Source organism: Pantoea sp. SGAir0175, assembly GCF_043547855.1.
On record NZ_CP028081.1, the window covers coordinates 1,170,902 to 1,190,490 of the forward strand.

16 protein-coding genes are annotated in these 19,589 nt (G+C 58.8%); 7 read left to right on the forward strand and 9 right to left on the reverse strand.

What is annotated here, in order from left to right:
• Positions 1–13: 13 nt before the first annotated feature.
• From mgtE to ppk1, 5 genes are all read right to left on the reverse strand, one after another.
• Positions 14–1,450 (reverse strand): magnesium transporter, encoded by a 1,437-nt coding sequence (gene mgtE / locus C1N56_RS05225; protein ID WP_394517205.1) that lies wholly within the window; start codon positions 1,448–1,450, stop codon positions 14–16.
• Positions 1,451–1,574: 124 nt separating this feature from the next.
• Positions 1,575–1,760 (reverse strand): YfgG family protein, encoded by a 186-nt coding sequence (locus C1N56_RS05230; RefSeq protein ID WP_021506580.1) that lies wholly within the window; start codon positions 1,758–1,760, stop codon positions 1,575–1,577.
• Between the two features lie 745 nt (positions 1,761–2,505).
• Positions 2,506–3,105, reverse strand: coding sequence for a tellurite resistance methyltransferase TehB (gene tehB, locus C1N56_RS05235; RefSeq protein ID WP_021506581.1), 600 nt, complete (start codon positions 3,103–3,105; stop codon positions 2,506–2,508).
• Positions 3,106–3,132: 27 nt separating this feature from the next.
• The gene (ppx, locus tag C1N56_RS05240; protein WP_021506582.1) at positions 3,133–4,656 is read right to left on the reverse strand and encodes an exopolyphosphatase; all 1,524 of its coding nucleotides are present in this window, start codon (positions 4,654–4,656) and stop codon (positions 3,133–3,135) included.
• 5 nt (positions 4,657–4,661) lie between these two features.
• Positions 4,662–6,722: a polyphosphate kinase 1 gene (gene ppk1, locus C1N56_RS05245; protein ID WP_021506583.1), complete on the reverse strand. Its 2,061-nt coding sequence runs from the start codon at positions 6,720–6,722 to the stop codon at positions 4,662–4,664.
• A 183-nt stretch (positions 6,723–6,905) separates the two neighbouring features.
• Here ppk1 and C1N56_RS05250 point away from each other — a divergent pair, with 183 nt between their 5' ends.
• Genes C1N56_RS05250 through pstB form a run of 3 tightly spaced genes read left to right on the forward strand, consistent with a single transcriptional unit; the run spans position 6,906 to position 11,374 of the window.
• Positions 6,906–8,999 carry an ABC transporter permease subunit gene (locus C1N56_RS05250; RefSeq protein WP_394517206.1) on the forward strand — a complete coding sequence of 698 codons (2,094 nt, stop codon included), beginning with the start codon at positions 6,906–6,908 and terminating at the stop codon, positions 8,997–8,999.
• Positions 8,996–10,594: a phosphate ABC transporter permease PstA gene (gene pstA, locus C1N56_RS05255; RefSeq protein WP_021506585.1), complete on the forward strand. Its 1,599-nt coding sequence runs from the start codon at positions 8,996–8,998 to the stop codon at positions 10,592–10,594. The genes C1N56_RS05250 and pstA overlap by 4 nt, the downstream gene beginning before the upstream one ends.
• Before the next feature lie 12 nt (positions 10,595–10,606).
• Positions 10,607–11,374, forward strand: coding sequence for a phosphate ABC transporter ATP-binding protein PstB (gene pstB / locus C1N56_RS05260; protein WP_136547117.1), 768 nt, complete (start codon positions 10,607–10,609; stop codon positions 11,372–11,374).
• A gap of 84 nt (positions 11,375–11,458) precedes the next feature.
• Here the strand turns inward: pstB and purN are convergent, their stop codons facing one another.
• Together purN and purM are read right to left on the reverse strand one after the other, a co-directional pair.
• The gene (gene purN / locus C1N56_RS05265) at positions 11,459–12,097 is read right to left on the reverse strand and encodes a phosphoribosylglycinamide formyltransferase (RefSeq protein ID WP_021506587.1); all 639 of its coding nucleotides are present in this window, start codon (positions 12,095–12,097) and stop codon (positions 11,459–11,461) included.
• Positions 12,094–13,134 carry a phosphoribosylformylglycinamidine cyclo-ligase gene (gene purM / locus C1N56_RS05270; protein ID WP_275028242.1) on the reverse strand — a complete coding sequence of 347 codons (1,041 nt, stop codon included), beginning with the start codon at positions 13,132–13,134 and terminating at the stop codon, positions 12,094–12,096. Before purM ends, purN begins: the two co-directional genes overlap by 4 nt.
• 240 nt (positions 13,135–13,374) lie before the next feature.
• On the opposite strand from purM, the gene upp reads away from it, so the two are divergent.
• From upp to hda, 3 genes are all read left to right on the forward strand, one after another.
• A complete protein-coding gene (gene upp / locus C1N56_RS05275; protein ID WP_010617600.1) occupies positions 13,375–14,001 on the forward strand; it encodes a uracil phosphoribosyltransferase in 627 nt (208 codons plus the stop codon).
• A gap of 218 nt (positions 14,002–14,219) precedes the next feature.
• A complete protein-coding gene (uraA, locus tag C1N56_RS05280) occupies positions 14,220–15,503 on the forward strand; it encodes a uracil permease (RefSeq protein WP_275029010.1) in 1,284 nt (427 codons plus the stop codon).
• 92 nt (positions 15,504–15,595) lie between these two features.
• Entirely contained in the window at positions 15,596–16,297 is a 702-nt protein-coding gene (gene hda / locus C1N56_RS05285) for a DnaA inactivator Hda (RefSeq protein WP_031279417.1), read from the forward strand.
• Here hda and arsC read toward each other — a convergent pair.
• Both arsC and C1N56_RS05295 read right to left on the reverse strand, forming a co-directional pair.
• A complete protein-coding gene (arsC, locus tag C1N56_RS05290) occupies positions 16,294–16,641 on the reverse strand; it encodes an arsenate reductase (glutaredoxin) (protein WP_104188654.1) in 348 nt (115 codons plus the stop codon). The two genes, hda and arsC, sit on opposite strands and share 4 nt — an antisense overlap.
• A 181-nt stretch (positions 16,642–16,822) precedes the next feature.
• Positions 16,823–18,286 carry a beta-barrel assembly-enhancing protease gene (locus tag C1N56_RS05295; RefSeq protein ID WP_394517207.1) on the reverse strand — a complete coding sequence of 488 codons (1,464 nt, stop codon included), beginning with the start codon at positions 18,284–18,286 and terminating at the stop codon, positions 16,823–16,825.
• A gap of 697 nt (positions 18,287–18,983) precedes the next feature.
• Between C1N56_RS05295 and C1N56_RS05300 the strand changes: the two genes are divergently transcribed.
• Positions 18,984–19,589: a DsrE family protein gene (locus C1N56_RS05300; protein ID WP_021506593.1), complete on the forward strand. Its 606-nt coding sequence runs from the start codon at positions 18,984–18,986 to the stop codon at positions 19,587–19,589.

Consider the following 19,589-nt stretch of genomic DNA (forward strand, 5'->3'; position numbering starts at 1 on the left):
TTGTAGCTGCGCTTTAGTGGCCGTGCAGCAGAAACAGCGTGGCCAGACCGAGGAAGATAAAGAAGCCGCCGGTATCGGTGATGGCGGTGATCAGCACGCTGGAGCCGACCGCCGGGTCGCGTTTGAGTTTGGTCATAATCAGCGGAATCAGCACGCCCATCAGCGCCGCCAGCAGCAGATTCAGCACCATCGCCAGCATCATCACGCCGCCCAGTTGCAGGTTGTCGTACATCAGCCAGGTCACGCCGCCCATGATGCCGCCCCAGAACAGGCCGTTAAGCAGCGCCACGCCGAGTTCGCGCGCAATCAGAAACGAAAAGTTGCCGGGTTCAACCTGATGCAGCGCCAGCGCGCGCACGATCATGGTGATGGTCTGATTGCCGGTGTTACCGCCAATGCCGGCGACAATCGGCATCAGCGTGGCCAGCGCCACCAGCTGCGAAATGGTGTCCTCAAACAGACCAATGACGCGCGAGGCGATAAACGCCGTACACAGGTTGACGGCCAGCCAGGTCCAGCGCTTTCTCACCGCTTTGCGCACCGGTGCAAACACGTCCTCGCCCTGGCTGATGCCGCCCATCTTACGGATGTTGCTTTCGTTCTCTTCGTTCACCAGGTCAATCACATCTTCCACGGTGATACGGCCAATCAGCTTGCCTTTGGCATCGGTCACCGCAGCAGAGATCAGGTTATAGCGTTCGAAGGCGCTGGCGGCCTCTTCCGCTTTGTCATCCAGCTGGAAAGTGGTGGGGCGCGGGTTCATCACCTCAGCCACCAGCGTTTTAGGCTTGTTGAGCAGGATATCGGTCAGCGCCAGTTCACCCAGCAGCTGATTGTGTTCGTCGGTGATGAATATTTTATCGGTGCCGTCCGGCATGCTTTTGCGCTTGCGCAGAAAGCGTTGCACCGTCGCCAGCGTCACGTCTGAGCGCACGGTGAGGATATTGAAGTCCATCACCTGGCCGACGCGATCGCGATCCAGCTCAATCACGTCCAGCAGCCGGGCGCGCAGGCTGGGATCGAGCGTGGTGAGCAGGCGGCCGGTGAGATCGCGCGGCAGATAACGCGCCAGATAGACCTGATCGTCAATATCCAGCGGCTCGATGGCGCGCAGGATTTCGCGGTCGGTCATCTCTTCCGTCAGGCTGGCCCATACGGTTTCGGAGGCCTCCACCAGCACGCGACCGCGCTGCTCGTAGGGCACCAGCCGCCACAGTGCCAGACGCTCCTCTTCCGGCAGCGCTTCGAGAATGTCCGCGAGGTCGGCGGCGTGCAGCTGCGGCAGTTCATGCTCCAGCTGCTGACGCCAGCCGGTGATTTTGCGCAGTTCGGCGGCATTGAGGTCGACGGATTTATCCAGCAGCACATCGACTAAATCGTGCTCGCTGAGCAGAAGGTGCAGAATTCGCTGGCGGGTTTCTGATAGTTGTTGTGCGTGCGAAGCAGACATAACGCGTCCTTTGTGTCTGTAAAGTCAGGTCAAAGTGTAGCGCGTTGCGGGTAAAGTGGGCGTAACAAGCAGCATTGCCGCGGCGGACAATGTGATGGCAGAGCGACGATGACCCGCAAATTCCTTAGCGCGTCTCGCTGGTGCTCAGTGTGACCGGTTCAGGTGCGGCTTTCTTTTGCTGATGATGCTCGATGGCACCGGGAATAATGAAAATCAGACGGCCAACCAAAATAAAGAAACTGATCAGCAAAACGATGCGGGTCATGGTACCGGTTTTGGGACGTCTTCGTGCAGAGATGGCGTTATTCACGCGGGGTGGTTCCTGTCAAAGCCCGGCTGGGCGGTGGCAACATTTAGTCACAACCCGACCGGGAGGTCAACCGCTGCGTGAAAAATGAGCAGAAAAGGTTAAGATTGCCTTGATCGATATCAGCCGCCGGGCGAAGCGTGCGTCATCGACTCAGCAGGGGCGTCATTTATGACGACCGAAAGCCGCATGATGTAACGCTTGCCAGTTAACCTTTGAATTTATTTAAAAAAAGAGGCACATTTCGTAGCGGCGCAATTTATTGCGCGATAAATCGCGCCGCTACGATAGGGTGCGGCTTGCGTTTTCGTCACCGAACGGCATCACGCCATTGATGACGACCAAAACCCGCATGATGTAACTCATGCCAGTTAGCCTTTGAATTGGTTCAAAAAAGAGGCACTTTTCGTAGCGGCGCAATTTATTGCGCGATGAATCTCGCCGCTACGATAGGGTGCGGCTTGCGTTTTCGTCACCGAACGGCATTACGCCATTGATGGCGACCAGAACCCGCATGATGTAACGCTTACCAGTTAACCTTTGATTTTATTTAAAAAGAGGCACTTTTCGTAGCGGCGCAATTTATTGCGCGATAAATCGCGCCGCTACGATAGGGTGCGGCTTGCGTTTTCGTCACCGAACGGCATCACGCCATTTATGGCGACCAGAACCCGCATACTTTCACCAACCGCATTAATCCGTTGTAGGGTCGCCATTCATGGCGACCGGACCATCATGATGCCAGCCATCAGTAGCTGGCTTTCTGCGCCAGCAGGGTAGCGAAGCGATACTTAATGCGCTGACCGTGTTCATCGCGGCGATGCAGTTCACCGACCTCTTCGTTGTACTTCACGATGTGCCAGTTACGGTAATAATGGCTCAGCTCGCCTGATTTAAAGGTAAACGGGAAGTTTTGCGTATTGGGATAATCGTCGGTGCTCATCGCCGCCACAATCAGGTTGTAACCGTACTTGCGCGTGCTGGCCTGCATATCGGCGATCAGCTGCGGAATGGTCGCCGGCTGCAGGAACATCATCACCACGGTGGAAAACACAAACTGATAATCACCGTTGAAGCGCACCTGATTCAGGTCGCACTGTTCGGTATGTATCTGCTGTAGCTGCTCTTCCGCGATGATGCTGTTAAGGCGCTCCAGGCTCTGCGGATTGTTGTCCCAGGCGGTCACCGTAAAACCGTGCTGATTAAGCAGCAGGCTGTTGCGGCCCTGGCCGCAGCCGAGGTCCAGCGCGTTACCCACTGCCAGTTTTGGCAGCGCGGCCAGCACTTCGGAGTGGGGCGGCGTCAGACCGTATTTCTCCGCAAAATAGTTATCGGGGCGTGTTGTCATAGTGCTATTGCGGGCCTGAAGCCCGCTTTACTCCTCTTCCAGCATCAGTTTCCAGCCGGTGACGTCATTCCAGTAAGCCTGCTCCCGCTCCAGATCCAGCTGAACCAGCGTGTTCTGGCTGAGGAAACCGGCCGGGAAAGTCAGCGTCCAGTGACCATCGTCGGTGCTCAGCTTCAGCGTGTCGGGGCGCGTGGTGGCCTGACGCTGATTGTTCAGCAGGGTGCCGAGCCGCAGCAGGAAGATCATCGGCAGGAACTGTTTCTTCTTAAACAAGGTGAAACGCGGCATCTCATCCTGCTTCACCGCTTTACGGTGGAAGCGTACCAGCGTGGCCAGCAGCATCTGTTGATCCTGATTAAAGCCCGGCATATTGGAGTTCTGCAGGATATAGGCCGAATGACGCTGCATACCGCTGTGGTTAATGGTCAGCCCGACTTCATGCAGCAGCGCTGCCCACTTCATCAGCGCCGTCAGCTGGGGATTGGCCAGCTTCGGATTCTGCTCCAGCCACTGGCTGTATAGCTGTTCGGTGGTTTCCAGCACGCGGCGTGCCTGGTCGCTGTCGATGGCGTAATGATTTGCCAGGCTCTGCGCGGTACGGCTGCGGATATCCTGATGACGGAAGCGGCCCTCCATTTCATACAGCACGCCTTCACGCAGCGCGCCATCCGACAGGCGCAGCTCGCGAATGGCCAGCGCGTCAAACACGCCACACAGAATCGCCAGCCCCGGCACAAACACTGCCTTGCGCTCATCAGACAGGCCCGGCAGGCTCAGGGCAGCAAAGGATTTGTGCTTCAGCACTTCGCTCACCAGCATGTCGAGGTTTTCCGGCGTCACGCGCTTCTCTTTCTCGCCCATCGCTAGCAGCACCTCACAGGCCGCTTTGATACTGCCGGACGCGCCCAGCGCATACTGCCAGCCCTGCAGACGGTATTGCCACGCCAGCGTTTCCAGCTTTTGCGCGGCGGCCAGTCGGGCGCGGCGGAAATTCTCCTGGCTAATCTCGCCTTTCGGGAAGTAGAGGTTGGCGAAGCTGACGCAGCCCATGCGGCGACTCTCCACCAGCTGCGGCTCAAAATCTTCGCCGATCACCAGCTCGGTTGAACCGCCGCCGATATCAATCACCAGCTTGCGGCCTTTCTCCGGCTGCGTGTGCTCAACGCCCATAAAGATCAGGCGCGCCTCTTCATTGCCGGAAATCACCTCGATCGGATACGGGATGACCTCCGCGGCGCGCTGCAGAAACTCTTCCGCGTTGGACGCGATGCGCAGCGTGTGCGTACCGACGATGGTGACGTTGGCGGCACTGAACCCCTGCAGGCGTTCGGCAAACAGCGCAAGGCAGCTCAGTCCGCGCTCCATCGCTTCTTCGCTCAGTCGATTTTGCGCATCCAGCCCGTCGGCGAGGTGCACGCGCTGTTTCAGGCGTCCCAGCACCTGCATGGCGCCATCCACCACACGGGCAATCACCATGTGGAAGCTGTTCGAGCCGAGATCGATGGCGGCGAATTCCTGCGGTTTCGGCGTACTTTTATGGGAGATTGGCATAGGCGTTATTCGGGTTGTTCCAGTTTCTTGATGTAATCGTAAATCGCCAGCTGCGAGCGCACCTTCTTGCGATTGCCGCGCGGAACATAACGGTTACTCAATTCTTTGTCTACGATGCGGGCTTTTACCGTATCACTTAACAGAATGGCAATGATATCCAGTATGCGCTGTTTCAGGCGCGGATCGAGCACCGACACCGCCACTTCGATACGATAATCGATGTTGCGCGTCATCCAGTCCGCCGACGACAGGAATACTTTTTTATCGCCGCCGCTTTCAAAAATATAGACGCGGTCGTGCTCGAGGTAGCGGTCAACGATACTGGTGATGCGAATATTTTCACTGATGCCCGGCAAATCGGGGATCAGCGAGCACATGCCGCGCACCAGCAGGTTGATCTTCACGCCGGCCGATGAGGCGGCATACAGCCGATCCACCAGACCATTGTCCACCAGGTTGTTGATTTTCAGCGTAATGCCGGAAGGATTGCCCTGCTGCGCGTTGGCAATCTCGTTATCAATCAGCTGATACAGCATGGCGCGCGAGTTTTGCGGCGACACCATCAGGTGTTCGAACGTTACCGGGCGATACGGGTTTTCGATAAAGTTAAATACGCGCCGGACTTCATTGGTGATGCGCGCATCGGCGGTCAGCAGCGAATAGTCAGTGTAAATACGCGCGGTTTTTTCGTTGAAGTTGCCGGTACCGATGTGGGCGTAACGCACCACTTCCTCACCCTCGCGGCGGGAGATCAGGAACAGCTTGGCGTGAATCTTCAGGCCGGGCGCTGAGAAAATCACATGCACGCCCGCTTCGGTCAGCCGCTTCGCCCAGCGAATGTTGGCTTCTTCATCAAAGCGCGCCTGCAACTCGACCACCACCGTGACCTTTTTACCGTTGTAGGCGGCGTGGATCATCGCATCCATAATGCGCGAATTCTTGGCCACGCGGTAAATGTTGATCTTGATGGCCAGCACGTTCGGGTCAAACGACGCCTGACGCAGCAGCTCCAGCACGTGCTCAAAGGTGTGGTACGGATAGTAAAGCAGCACATCGCGGTTGCGGATGGCATCAAAGCCGTTGCGGAAGCCATCAAAACCGATATGACGAATCTGCGGCAGCGGACGATTTTCCAGATTGGCTTTGCCCACGTTCGGGAAGCCGATGAAATCTTTGAAGTTATGATAACGGCCGCCCGGCACAATCGAGTCGTAGCTGGAGATCGACAGCTTATGGCGCAGCATTTCCACCATCGCATCGGGCATATCGCGCTGATAGACAAAGCGCACCGGCTCGGCGGTCAGGCGCTGTTTCAGGCTGGAGGACATCAGCTCCAGCAGGCTGGATTCCATCTCCGTGACCAGGTCGTACTCGGCGTCGCGCGTCATTTTCATTGAGTAGGCGTTCAGCGCGTCGTAATCGAAGAAGCCTTTAAAAATCTCATCAAGGCAGTAGCGCAGAATGTTATCCAGCAGAATCATGGGTTTGCGACGGCGCGGCGATTCTGCCGGCAGATTCACAAAGCGCGGCACTTTATCGGACGGGATCTCCAGCAGGGCGTAACGGATTTCTTCGCCGCGGATAATCTCCACCGCCAGATAGGTGTAGTCGTCTTTCAGGAACTCAATCAGGTCGGTGTCGTGGTTGATCAGAATGGGCGTGACGTGCTGGCGCAGCTGATGCTTGAAGTAGTAGCGCAGCCACTCCTGCTGATTGGGTGACAGCTGGCGCTCGTTGATCAGGAAAATCTGGTTGCGCGCCATCTCCAGCAGCAGGTCGTTATACAGCGCATCGAACTCCTGATCCGATTTCTGTACCCGCAGCTGAATCTTTTTCAGCAAATGGCGCAGGGTGGTGGGCGTCCCCTGTTCTTCGCCAATCAGAATGCGGCGCTTGAGATCGGCAAAGCGCACTTTATAAAACTCTTCCAGGTTATTGGAATAGATGCCGAGAAAACGCATGCGCTCAATGAGCGGATTGCTTTTATCAGCGGCTTCCTGCAGCACGCGTTCGTTAAAGGTTAACCAGCTTAGTTCTTTTTCTATATACAGCTTTTCCTGACCCATTCTGACTCCGTGATGCTGTTGCTGGACGGAATGTCCGGCGGAATAAACGCAAAATTGCGGTTCCGCTCAGTGTCCTCCACCATTATGGCGAGAGTATGGCAGCCTTGTCCAACCTCAACAGTTGTCTTATCAATCAGCTACGGGCAACATAGCGGCATAACTTCAAGGGTAACTCTGGCCTGCATGAGCATAAATCGTATTCCTGTCCACTTTAGTGACCGTCGTCGACGCGCCATCGATCAGTTCGTGCGCCGCATCGTCACGGCCTGCGGTGTGGGAATTTTACTGCTGATGCTGCTGCTGTTCTTCTGGCTGATCTGGGTGGTAATGCCGCTGTTCAGCGCGCCGGGCATGCAGCCGACGCTCAGTCAGCAGCTGTGGGACAAAGCCCCGGCGCTGGCGCTGGGCAGCGAAGGCCAGCTCGGCTGGCGCATCAGCCGCAACGAGGCGCGCTTTATTCCGCTCGACGGCCAGCCAGCGGGCGACGCGCTGGCGCTGAAAGGCCAGCCGCAGGCGGCAGTGACCAGCAGCGACGGCAGCAGCGTATTGCTCAATATGCAGGGCGATCTGTTGCTGATGCAACCGCTCATCCACGGCCAGCACGGTGAATGGTATTTCCCGCTGGGCGATCGGCCGCTGCATCTGCCGCAGGGCGCGGTCAGCCAGATGGCGCTGGCAGTGCCGGGTGATCACCAGTGGCGCATCGCCGCGCAAACGCCGGCCGGTATCAGCCTGCTGACCTTTGCCGGCCAGAAAACCGTCGATCAGATTGTGCTGCCCGGTGAACCGGCCGACCATCTGCTGCTGTCGCCGGACGGAACGCTGCTGTACGCCAGCGCCGGACGGCTGTTGCGTGTATGGCAGATCACGCCGCAGGGCGCGCAGCTGAGGGAAACCCAGACGCTGACTCAGCAACCGCGCAGCCTGCAACTGCTGGCGGGCGGGCGCAGCTTACTGATTCAGGATGCGCGCGGCATCCAGCAATGGTTTGCCATCACCGGCGACCACGGGCCACGGCTGCAGCAGATTCACACCTTCACGCACAGCGCGGGTGCGCTCGGCATCGTGCCTGAGGCGCAACGGCGCGTTTTTGCCAGCTTTGACGCGCAGGGCGTGGTGCGCCTGTTCGCCAGCAAGCAGGCGGGCCCGATCGTCACGCGTCAGCTGGCCGCGGGCATCAGCGCGCTGGCGCTGTCTCCGCGCGGCGATAGCCTGATCGTCGAACGTGCCGGACAGTGGCAGCAGTTCGCGCTGGATAATCCGTGGCCCGATTTCAGCTGGCGCAATCTGTGGCAGAAAATCTGGTATGAAAACTATCCGCAGCCGGACTGGGTATGGCAGTCCACCGCCGCTGGCGACAGCTATCAGGCCAAATTCAGCCTGATGCCGCTGGTGATCGGCACGCTGAAAGCGGCGTCGCTGGCGCTGCTGTTTGCCACGCCGCTGGCGCTGGCGGCGGCAATGTATACCGCATGGTTTATGTCGCCGGGCCTGCGCCGCTGGGTCAAGCCGGGCATTGAAATGATGGGCGCGCTGCCGAGCGTGGTGATTGGCCTGATCGCTGGCGTGTGGCTGGCGCCGCACATCAGCCGTGCACTGCCCGGCGTGATGCTGCTGCCGCTGGTACTGGCCGCCACGTTGCTGGTGTGCGGCGTGCTCAGTCCGCGTTTGCCGGCGCGCTGGCGGCGGCCCGGTTTTGAAGTGCTGCTGCTGATGCCGCTGCTGTTACTGGTGACGTTACTGACGCTGTGGCTGCCGACACTGTGGTGGCCGCAGATGGGCGAACAGCTGGCGCACTATGAGCAGCGTAATCTGCTGGTGGCGGCGCTGGCGATGGGCTTTGCGCTGGTGCCGCTGATCTTTACCCTGGCGGAAGATGCGCTGTTTAGCGTGCCGGTGGCACTGGGGCAGGGCTCGCTGGCGCTGGGCGCGACACCGTGGCAAACCCTGACGCGCGTGGTGCTGCCGGGCGCGTCGGCAGGTATTTTTGCTGCATTGATGATCGGCTTTGGCCGTGCGGTGGGCGAAACCATGATCGTACTGATGGCCACCGGCAACACGCCGGTGAGCGAAGGCGGACTGTTTGCCGGGCTGCGCGCGCTGTCGGCCAATATCGCTATTGAAATGCCGGAAGCCGCGGCGGGCAGCGCCCATTATCGCATCCTGTTTCTCAGTGCGTTGCTGCTGCTGATATTCACGCTGGCGATCAACACCGTGGCGGAACTGATTCGTCAGCGGCTGCGCCAGCGCTACAGTCAGCATGAGGGGCAGGCATGAGCGCGCTGCGTCAAAACGATCGCTGGCGCTGGCTGACTGCCGGTGCGGTCGCCGTCTGCCTGCTGGCATTTACCTTATTAATCGGCCTGCTGGGCTGGCAGGGCGTCAGGGCGTTCTGGCCGCAGCCGGTCGATCAGTATCAGTTCCAGCCGCCGCAGGGGGCACCGCTGATGGTGCTGGGTGAAACGCTGGATCGCCAGCAGCAGGGCGATCGCTGGCGCTACGTAGTGAAAACCGGCAACCGCGATTTTGCCGCGCCGGATTTCCGCGTCATCGTCAGTCAGGGCGAAGCGCAAACCCGACGCCCGGCAGAAGTGCTGGTGCTACAGCGACGCAGTGGCGGCAATGCCTACGGCTGGCTGGTGGAGCTGCGTGAAGACAACGAGGTGCTGACCGCGCGCGACCGCGATGCACTGCTGCAGCAGCGGCTGAAGCAGGTGCATGAGCAGCTGCGCCAGGCGAGCAACATCCGGCGTATTGAAATGGCGCGCCTTAACGCGCAGCTGGAGAGTCTGCAACAGCAGGCCGACGAGCAGCGGCGCGGTGGTCACTTCAGCCTGCAGGATCAGTCAGAACTGGATGCCAACAGCGCGGCGCTGCATAAACGCTTCGGCGCGCTGGCGCAGCAGCTGGCGCATCTGCAGCATGAAAGCCAGCGCGATACGCTGGTGCTGCGCGACGTGCAGGGCGACGATCATCTGATTCCGCTGGCGCAGGTGGTGGCCGCCTGGTATCCAAACAGCCTGAGCATCGGGCAGAAAATCGGGCATTTCCTCAGTCAGATCTGGCAGTTTGTCAGTGACTCGCCCACCTCGGGCGGCAGTGAAAATGGCGCGCTGCCGGCGATTTTCGGCACTGTTTTGATGGTGCTGCTGATGTCGGTGATTGTCATGCCGCTGGGCGTGGTGGCCGCCGTCTGGCTGCACGAATACGCCGGGCGCAACGCGCTCACCCGGCTGGTGCGCATTGCGGTGGTGAATCTGGCTGGCGTGCCGTCGATTGTGTATGGCGTGTTTGGCCTCGGCTTTTTTGTCTGGCTGATTGGCGGCACCCTCGATCAGCTGTTCTTCTCCCGCTCGCTGCCCAATCCTACCTTCGGCACGCCCGGCCTGCTGTGGGCGGCGCTGACGCTGGCGCTGCTGACGCTGCCGGTAGTGATCGTCGCCACCGAAGAGGGGCTGTCGCGTATTCCGGACAATCTGCGTCAGGGCTCGCTGGCGCTGGGCGCGACTCAGGCAGAAACCCTGTGGCGCGTGGTGCTGCCGCTGGCGGTACCGGCAATGCTCACCGGCCTGATTCTGGCGGTGGCGCGCGCCGCCGGCGAAACCGCACCGCTGATGTTGGTGGGCGTGGTCAAAATGGTGCCAGAGCTGCCGGTCGATGCGGTGTTTCCTTACCTGCATCTTGACCGTAAATTTATGCATCTCGGTTTTCAGATTTACGATCTGGCTTTCCAGAGCCCGAACATCGACGCCGACCGACCGCTGGTGTATGCCACGGCACTGCTGCTGGTGGCGATCATTCTGTCGCTCAATCTGCTGGCGATGGTGCTGCGCCATCGGCTGCGCGAGCGCTACCGGCTAATGACGCACTAAAAAGGTTTACACATGACGCCCGATTACGCTATTGCGCTCACCGTTAATCAGCTGTCGCTGTGGTACGGCGAACGCCAGGCGCTGAATAACATTGATTTGCAGATCCCGAAGCATCGCATCACGGCGCTGATTGGGCCCTCCGGCTGCGGTAAATCGACGCTGCTGCGCTGCTTCAATCGCATGAACGACGTGATTGATGGCTGCCGCATCGAAGGTGAGATTCTGCTCGATAGCCACGCGGTGATGCAGTCGAACCAGGATCTGCCGGCGCTGCGGCGGCGCATCGGCATGGTGTTCCAGCGCCCCAATCCGTTTCCCAAGTCGATCTATGAGAATGTGGTTTACGGTCTGCGTTTGCAGGGCGTGCGCGATCGTCGCGTGCTGAATGAGGCCTGCGAGCGCGCGCTGCGGGCGGCGGCGCTGTGGGGCGAAGTGAAAGATCAGCTGGGGCAGAATGCGCTGACGCTGTCGAGCGGTCAGCAGCAGCGTCTGGTGATTGCGCGCGCCATCGCCATCGAGCCGGAAGTGCTGCTGCTGGATGAACCCACCTCGGCGCTGGATCCGATCTCGACGCTGGTGATTGAAGAGTTGATGACCACGCTGAAGCAGCATTTCACGTTGGTGCTGGTGACGCACAACATGCAGCAGGCAGCGCGCGTATCCGATTACACCGCGTTTATGCATAACGGGCAGCTGGTGGAGTTTGATGAAACCGACCGGATTTTCACCGCACCGCAGGCGCGGCGCACCGAGGATTATATTACCGGCCGGTTTGGGTAGAGAGGGGCGTTGTTCACGTGGTCGCCGTGAATGGCGATCTCACGAGATGCCCCGTAGGGTGCGCATTCATGCGCACCTGGTCAACTAATCGTGCGCATAACCTTCCGGCGGCAACGGTTCGCCATCTAACCACGCTTTGCCCGCGCGCATCTGCAAGCGTCCTTCAACAAACCAGCTGATCACCAGCGGATAAATCGCGTGCTCCTGATGCTGCACGCGGGCGCTGATCTCAGCTTCGTCATCGTCAGCAAATACCGGCACGCGCGCCTGCAGAATGATCGGTCCACCGTCCAGCTCGTCAGTCACAAAATGCACCGACGTACCGTGTTCCGCGTCCCCGTTCGCCAGCGCCTGGCGATGCGTATGCAAACCGGGATATTTCGGCAGCAGCGACGGATGAATATTCAGCAGACGATCGTGATAGTGCGCGACAAACGCCGGGCTCAGAATGCGCATATAACCGGCCAGCACCACCAGATCCGGCGCATAAGCGTCGATCTGCTGCATCAGCTGGCGGTCAAATGCGTCGCGATCGGCGAAATCCTGCGCGGACAGCGCGTGAGCAGGCACGCTGGCCTGCTGCGCACGCGTCAGACCATAGGCCGAGGCTTTATTACTGAAAACGGCAGCCACGCTGCCGTTGATACGCCCGCTCTCGCAGGCGTCGAGGATGGACTGAAGATTGCTGCCGTTGCCGGAGATCAGTACAACCAGTTTCTTCATGGGTTAATAACCACACGCTCTTCGGCATCAGACGCGTTAATTACGCCAATTTTCCACGCCTGCTCGCCAGCCGCGGTCATAAGCTGTACCGCTTTGTCGGCATCGGCCGGGCTCAGCGCAATCACCATGCCCACGCCGCAGTTAAAGGTGCGGTACATCTCGTGACGGCTGACGTTACCGGCCTGCTGCAGCCAGCTGAATACCGCCGGCCACTGCCAGCTTTTCTCGTCAATCACCGCCTGGGTGTTATCCGGCAGTACGCGCGGAATGTTTTCCCAGAAGCCGCCGCCGGTCAGGTGAGCAATGGCATGCACGTCCACCTGCTCAATCAGGCTGAGGATATTTTTCACGTAGATGCGGGTCGGCGCCAGCAGGTGATCGGCCAGCGGTTTGCCTTCCAGCTGTTTGGTGGTGGGATCGGTCTGGCTGACTTCAAGAATTTTACGCACCAGCGAGTAGCCGTTAGAGTGCGGACCGCTGGAGCCCAGCGCGATCAGCACGTCGCCATCCTGCACTTTGCTGCCGTCGATGATCCCGGACTTTTCCACCACGCCGACGCAGAAACCGGCCACGTCGTAATCTTCGCCGTGATACATGCCCGGCATCTCAGCGGTTTCACCGCCGACCAGCGCACAGCCCGACTGCAGACAGCCTTCGGCGATACCGGTGATCACCGCGGAGGCGGTATCCACATCCAGCTTGCCGGTGGCGTAATAGTCGAGGAAGAACAGCGGCTCAGCGCCCTGTACCACCAGATCGTTCACGCACATCGCGACCAGATCGATGCCGATGCTGTCGTGGCGTTTGAGATCCATCGCCAGACGCAGCTTGGTGCCGACGCCATCAGTTCCGGAGACCAGCACCGGCTCGCGGTATTTCTGCGGCAGCGCACACAGCGCGCCAAAGCCACCCAGTCCACCCATCACTTCCGGGCGGCGGGTTTTCTTTACTACGCCTTTAATACGGTCAACCAGATCGTTACCAGCATCAATATCAACACCGGCGTCTTTGTAGCTGAGAGAGGTTTTGTCGGTCACTGCGGAATCCCCACGCGATTGCGGTTGGTGGCAAAAATTAAGCGCGGCAATTCTACCAGCGCAGGCAAACGTTTGCGAGTCCCATCTCAGGGCACCTTTGCAGCGTGCTGATTTTTCGCTAATCCTTATTCTCAGGCGATTTGTGCACGTTACCTGACCAATCACCGGTGGCGCGGCGGTAAAAAGGCGGTATAATCCGGCGATTTTTTTTTAGCTCAACTCAATTCCGGGAGAATAATCATGAAGATCGTGGAAGTCAGACACCCGCTGGTCAAACATAAACTGGGCCTGATGCGTGAGCATGATATCAGCACCAAGCGCTTCCGCGAGCTGGCCTCGGAAGTGGGCAGCTTACTGACCTATGAAGCCACCGCCGATCTCGAAACTGAGCGCGTGACCATTGAAGGCTGGAACGGTCCGGTCGACGTCGATCAAATCAAAGGCAAAAAAATTACCGTCGTCCCGATTCTGCGTGCTGGCCTTGGCATGATGGAAGGTGTGCTGGAACACGTACCGAGCGCGCGCATCAGCGTGGTGGGCGTTTACCGTGACGAAGAGACGCTGGAGCCGGTGCCTTACTTCCAGAAGCTGGTGTCAAACATCGAAGAGCGTATGGCGCTGGTGGTTGACCCGATGCTGGCGACCGGCGGCTCGATGATCGCCACCATCGATCTGCTGAAGAAAGCCGGCTGCAACAGCATTAAAGTGCTGGTGCTGGTGGCCGCGCCGGAAGGCATTGCCGCGCTGGAGAAAGCGCATCCGGACGTTGAGCTGTACACCGCGTCAATCGATCAGGGCCTGAACGAGAAGGGCTACATTATCCCGGGCCTCGGCGACGCCGGCGACAAGATTTTCGGAACCAAATAAATAAACCAGCCGGCCAGAGAGTCGGCTTTTTTTTGGCAAAAATACCGTTCAGTCAGACACCGTATCGACAGGATGCACATTTTGTAGCGGCGCGATTTATCGCGCTGATGCCGGGCAAGCTATGGTGCCCATCCGGACAAGGCGCAATCAATTGCGCCACTACGATAAGGTGCGGCGTTGACGAACGAGCATAAAAATAAACGTATAGGGGATAAATGATGACTCGCAGAGCCATAGGCGTTAGCGAACGCCCACCGCTTCTTCAAACCATTCCGCTCAGCCTGCAGCACCTGTTCGCCATGTTCGGCGCTACCGTGCTGGTGCCGATTCTGTTCCACATCAACCCGGCGACCGTGCTGCTGTTCAACGGCGTCGGCACGCTGCTGTATCTGTTTATCTGTAAAGGCAAAATCCCGGCCTATCTTGGCTCCAGCTTTGCCTTTATCTCGCCGGTGTTGCTGCTGCTGCCGCTCGGTTATGAAGTGGCGCTCGGCGGCTTTATCCTGTGCGGCGCGCTGTTCTGCATCGTGGCGCTGATTGTGAAGAAGGCCGGCACCGGCTGGCTCGATGTCATGTTCCCACCGGCGGCGATGGGGGCCATCGTGGCGGTTATTGGTCTCGAACTGGCTGGCGTGGCGGCGAATATGGCCGGGCTGCTGCCCGCTGACGGCACCGCAGCGGACAGTAAAACCATCATTATTTCGCTGGTGACGCTGGCGGTGACGGTGTTTGGCTCGGTGCTGTTCCGTGGCTTCTTCGCCATTATCCCGATCCTGATTGGCGTGCTGGTCGGCTACGCGCTGTCGTCGGCGATGGGCATCGTTGACTGGAGTACGGTGGAAAACGCGCCGTGGTTTGCGCTGCCAACCTTCTACACGCCGCGCTTTGAGTGGGCCGCGATGCTGACTATTCTGCCTGCGGCGCTGGTGGTGATTGCCGAGCACGTGGGCCATTTGGTGGTGACGGCTAACATCGTGAAAAAGGATCTGATTCGCGATCCGGGCCTGCACCGCTCGATGTTTGCCAACGGCCTGTCGACCATGATCTCCGGCTTCTTTGGTTCCACGCCGAATACCACCTACGGTGAAAACATTGGCGTCATGGCGATCACCCGCGTTTACAGCACCTGGGTGATCGGCGGCGCGGCGATCTTCGCCATTCTGCTCTCCTGCGTCGGTAAACTGGCGGCCGCGATTCAGGCGATCCCGGTACCGGTGATGGGCGGGGTGTCGCTGCTGCTGTATGGCGTGATCGGCGCTTCCGGTATTCGCGTGCTGATTGAATCCAAAGTCGACTACAACAAAGCGCAGAATTTGATCCTCACCTCGGTGATCCTGATCATTGGCGTCAGCGGCGCGAAAGTGCACGTGGGCGCCGCCGAGCTGAAGGGCATGGCACTGGCCACCATCGTCGGCGTTGGCCTGGCGCTGATTTTCCGCGTAATCAGTCTGTTACGTCCGGAAGAAGTGGTGCTGGACGCGGAAGAAAAACGCGAGCTTTAAAGGATCCTGCGGGCAGGGAAGCCCGGTTCATCTCTGCGGAGGATCGTGATAAACTTGCCCGGTTTTCTGCCCGCTCATCCGTTGAGGTACTTCTGAACACGCCGGCACAGCTTTCACTGCCACTCTATCTACCCGATGATGAAACCTTTGCCAGTTTCTGGCCGGGGGAAAATCCGTCACTGCTGGCGGCGCTGCAGGGCGCGCTGGCGCAACAGCACGGCAGCTATCTCTACTTCTGGTCACGCGAAGGCGGCGGCCGCAGCCATTTGCTGCACGCAGCCTGCGCCGAAATGTCCGCGCGCGGCGAAGCGGTGGGTTATGTGCCGCTCGATAAGCGCACCTGGTTCGTGCCGGAAGTGCTGGAAGGCATGGAAAATCTGGCGCTGGTGTGCATTGATAATATTGAGTGCATTGCCGGCGAAGCCGAGTGGGAGATGGCGATCTTTGATCTCTACAACCGCATTCTGGAAACCGGCAAAACCCGCCTGCTGATCACCGGCGATCGTCCCCCGCGTCAGCTCAATCTGGGCCTGCCGGATCTGGCGTCACGTCTCGACTGGGGACAAATTTACCGCTTACAGCCGCTGTCCGACGAGGACAAACTGCAGGCGATGCAGCTGCGTGCCGGCCTGCGCGGCTTTGAGCTGCCGGAAGACGTTGGGCGTTTCCTGCTGAAACGCCTCGACCGCGAAATGCGCACGCTGTTTGACACGCTTGATCGCCTCGATCGCGCCTCGATCAGCGCACAGCGCAAGTTGACCATTCCCTTCGTGAAAGAGGCGCTGGGGCTTTAGAGAATCTCCAGCACCGCTTCCGGCGGACGACCAATGCGGGCGCGGTCGCCCTGAATCACAATCGGCCGCTCGATCAGTTTTGGATGCTCCACCATCGCCTGTAACAGCTGTTGTTCGCTGAGATCGTCACTGGCCAACCCCAGCGTTTTATAGATTTCCTCGCCACGACGCATCAGCTCGCGCGCGCTGTGCATGCCCAGCTGTTGCAGCAGCGTTTTCAGCGTGTCGATGTCCGGCGGCGTGTCGAGATACAGCACCACCTGCGGTTCAATGCCCTGTTGCTGCAGTAGCGCGAGGGTTTCGCGGCTCTTGCTGCAGCGCGGATTGTGATAAATACGGACCATGTTTTTTTATCCTGCGTAATCCATTGTTGCCAGGTGCGCATGAATGCGCACCCTACGAATAACTGTTGGTGCGCATCAATATGCACCCTGCGAATCGATGAAATGGTTTATCTGACGACCGTAGGGTGCGCATTGATGCGCACCGAAATCCTGCCGGCCATCCACTCGCGTAACCGGCTATTTACCCTTTTGCATACTGCTTAAAACGCCGCTGTAACTCGCGGAACTGGTCGATACGCGCATCGTAACGCGCCTGCTTCAGGCTGCCGAGCGGCACCTGGGCGCTGGCGCTGCTCAGGGTGGTGATGGCCTGATCAAGCTGGCCGTTCAGCGCCAGACTCTCCGCCCGTGCCGAAAGCTCCTCATCGCGCAGCCCCTGCGCGGCTGAGGCCTGCGCCAATAAATCCCATGCGTTGAGATCGTCAGGGTGCGCAAAGGTATAGCGGTTCAGGATGCGGCTGGCGTTGGCCGGCTGCTTCGCCTCGACGTAGGCGTTCGCCAGATTAAGCTGCAGCACCGGGCTGGTCTGGCTGCCGCGGGCGGCGTTCAGCATACTGATGGCCTGCTGCGGCTGGTTCAGACCGATGTCGATATCGGTCATGATATCAAGGAACCATAGGTTATCCGGCTGCTTCGCCAGCAGCGGCGCGATGATCTTTTTCGCGTTGGCAAAATCTTTCGCCTGCAGGAACTGCACCGCTTTGCCGTACTGCGCCGCCTGCTGTTCCCGCGTGTTGCCTTTGGCGTACTCATTCAGCAAATCGTCAGTCAGCTGATTGCGGCCGGTGGCGTACATACCCAGCGCGCGCACCTTCGCCATATAGAAATCCTGCGACGACTGCACCACCACCGGGCGCATCTGGTTGGCGCGGTTACGCGCGTCGGCCAGGCGGCTATCGGGCAGCGGGTGCGTCAGCAGAATTTCCGGTGGTTTTGACGAGAAGCGGCTTTGATCGGCCAGCTTTTGCAGAAACGCGGGCATCGCCTGCGGATCGAAACCGGCGCGCTGCAGCACCTGAATGCCGATGCGATCTGCTTCCTGCTCGTTGCCCTGGGTGAAACTGATGATGCCCTGCTGCGTACCGGCCAGCGTACCGGTCAGTGCCGCCATCCCGGCCTGCGGGCTGGCCAGCGCCAGCAGAATCGAACCCAGCGCGCCGACCCAGGTGAGCGGGGCGCTGCGCTTTTGCTCTTCCATGGCGCGCGCCAGATGGCGCTGCGTCACGTGCGAAATTTCGTGCGCCATCACCGACGCCAGCTGGCTTTCATTGTCGGTATAGCGGAACAGCGACGAGTGCAGCACCACATTGCCGCCAAAGAAGGCGAAAGCGTTGAGCTCGTCATTCTGAATCAGGAAAAAGTGAAACGGCGTACGCACTGAATGGGCGTGTGCCACCAGCCGCTGGCCGAGTTCATTAATGTACTGATTAAGCAGCGGATCGTTGATCAGTGGCGCGCTGGCGCGCAGCTGGCGCACGTAGAAGTCGCCAATCTGCAGCTCCTGATTAATGGAAAGCGTGGAGCCTGCCGTGGTGCCTATGTCGGGCAAATTGTCGCTCAGATCGGCGCGGACACCGACCGCAGGCGTGAGCAGCAGCGCAGGAATAAGGGCCGCCAGCACTGATTTTTTCAACCGGTTAAACATGCCTTGATCCTGTAAAAGTCTCCTGCCATTGGACAGGAAAGTCATGCCAATGTTCTGTGGCGGCGTTTCCTTTTCTGCCGCGGCTCTATCTTAACCACAGTGAGGATACAAGCAAATGCCGCCGTCACATTGACGTGATGGCAAAGAATGGCTGGCTGACGCGAAATTTGTAGCAAAAAATTGAATAGCGAAAAGGCAAAAGGAAAAGGCGCAACGCACTGATGAAATTAAAGTTACGTAAAGTTGCTCAAAATAATTGAATCTGGCATGGTTTTTTCCAGGTTTACTCTGAAAAACACGCCTGAAATTCCCCGGTTGGCCCGCTTTATCCATCAGTGATTTTTATCGTGCTGCTCTGGCCGTGCATCACCAGCCCAGAAATGAATGGTCAGGTTTTGCTCACTGGTCAACTGGCGACGCGCGATGACAGTATTAACCCGCACGATGAGGCGCTGTCATTTGCTGTGCATCCCTCTGCCTGGTGACTGCCGGTATTTCCGGCCAGCTATTTTTCAACTCGCCCACACCGCTCAATTAACAGCCTTATTCAATCAGCTGGCGCAATGATTTCTGCTGGCAGCCAAACGCCGGACAGCCCGCCAGTACAGGCGTTTTGCCCGCCGCGCGCTGTGGTATAGATAAAGCACTTTTTCAAACGGACTGTGAATTAACGCGCAGTGCATGCCGGAGAGTTTCTATGCGTTCTGTTGTTTCCTATGCCCTGATTGCCATCGTGGGTGGGATGGTCGGTGCCGCCGTAATCAAAAGCGATGACCTGTATCAGCGCATCGCGGGCCATTTTTCCGCTGAACCTGCCGATCCGGACGGGTTCTGGAGCACGCCGGCGGTCGCGGGCTACGGCAAAATTCATTATGAAGCCGACGCCGCGTTTAAACCGGCGGTGGGGCTGAGCAACAAAGTGGTGTTCCAGCTGACCCGCAATGAAGGCGATATCAAACGGCCTAACCTCGGGCTGGAGCGTGTGGCGCGCGTGGTCAATCTGTACATCGCCGCTGGCGTACCGGCCGAACAGCTGCAGTTTGTGGTGTCAATGACCGGCGATGCCACGCCCGCCACGCTGGATAACGCGCATTTTAAGCAGTTTTACGGCGTCGATAACCCCAACCTCGCACTGATTGGCGCGCTGAACAAGCTGGGCGTCAAAGTCTCGGTGTGCGATCAGTCGGTGGCGTTCCATCACTATCCGCGCGACTGGATCGATCGGTCGGTGATTCATGCATTGTCCAGCCCGACCACGGTGTCGACGCTGGAAAATCAGGGCTATGCCTTTTTACAGATGTAA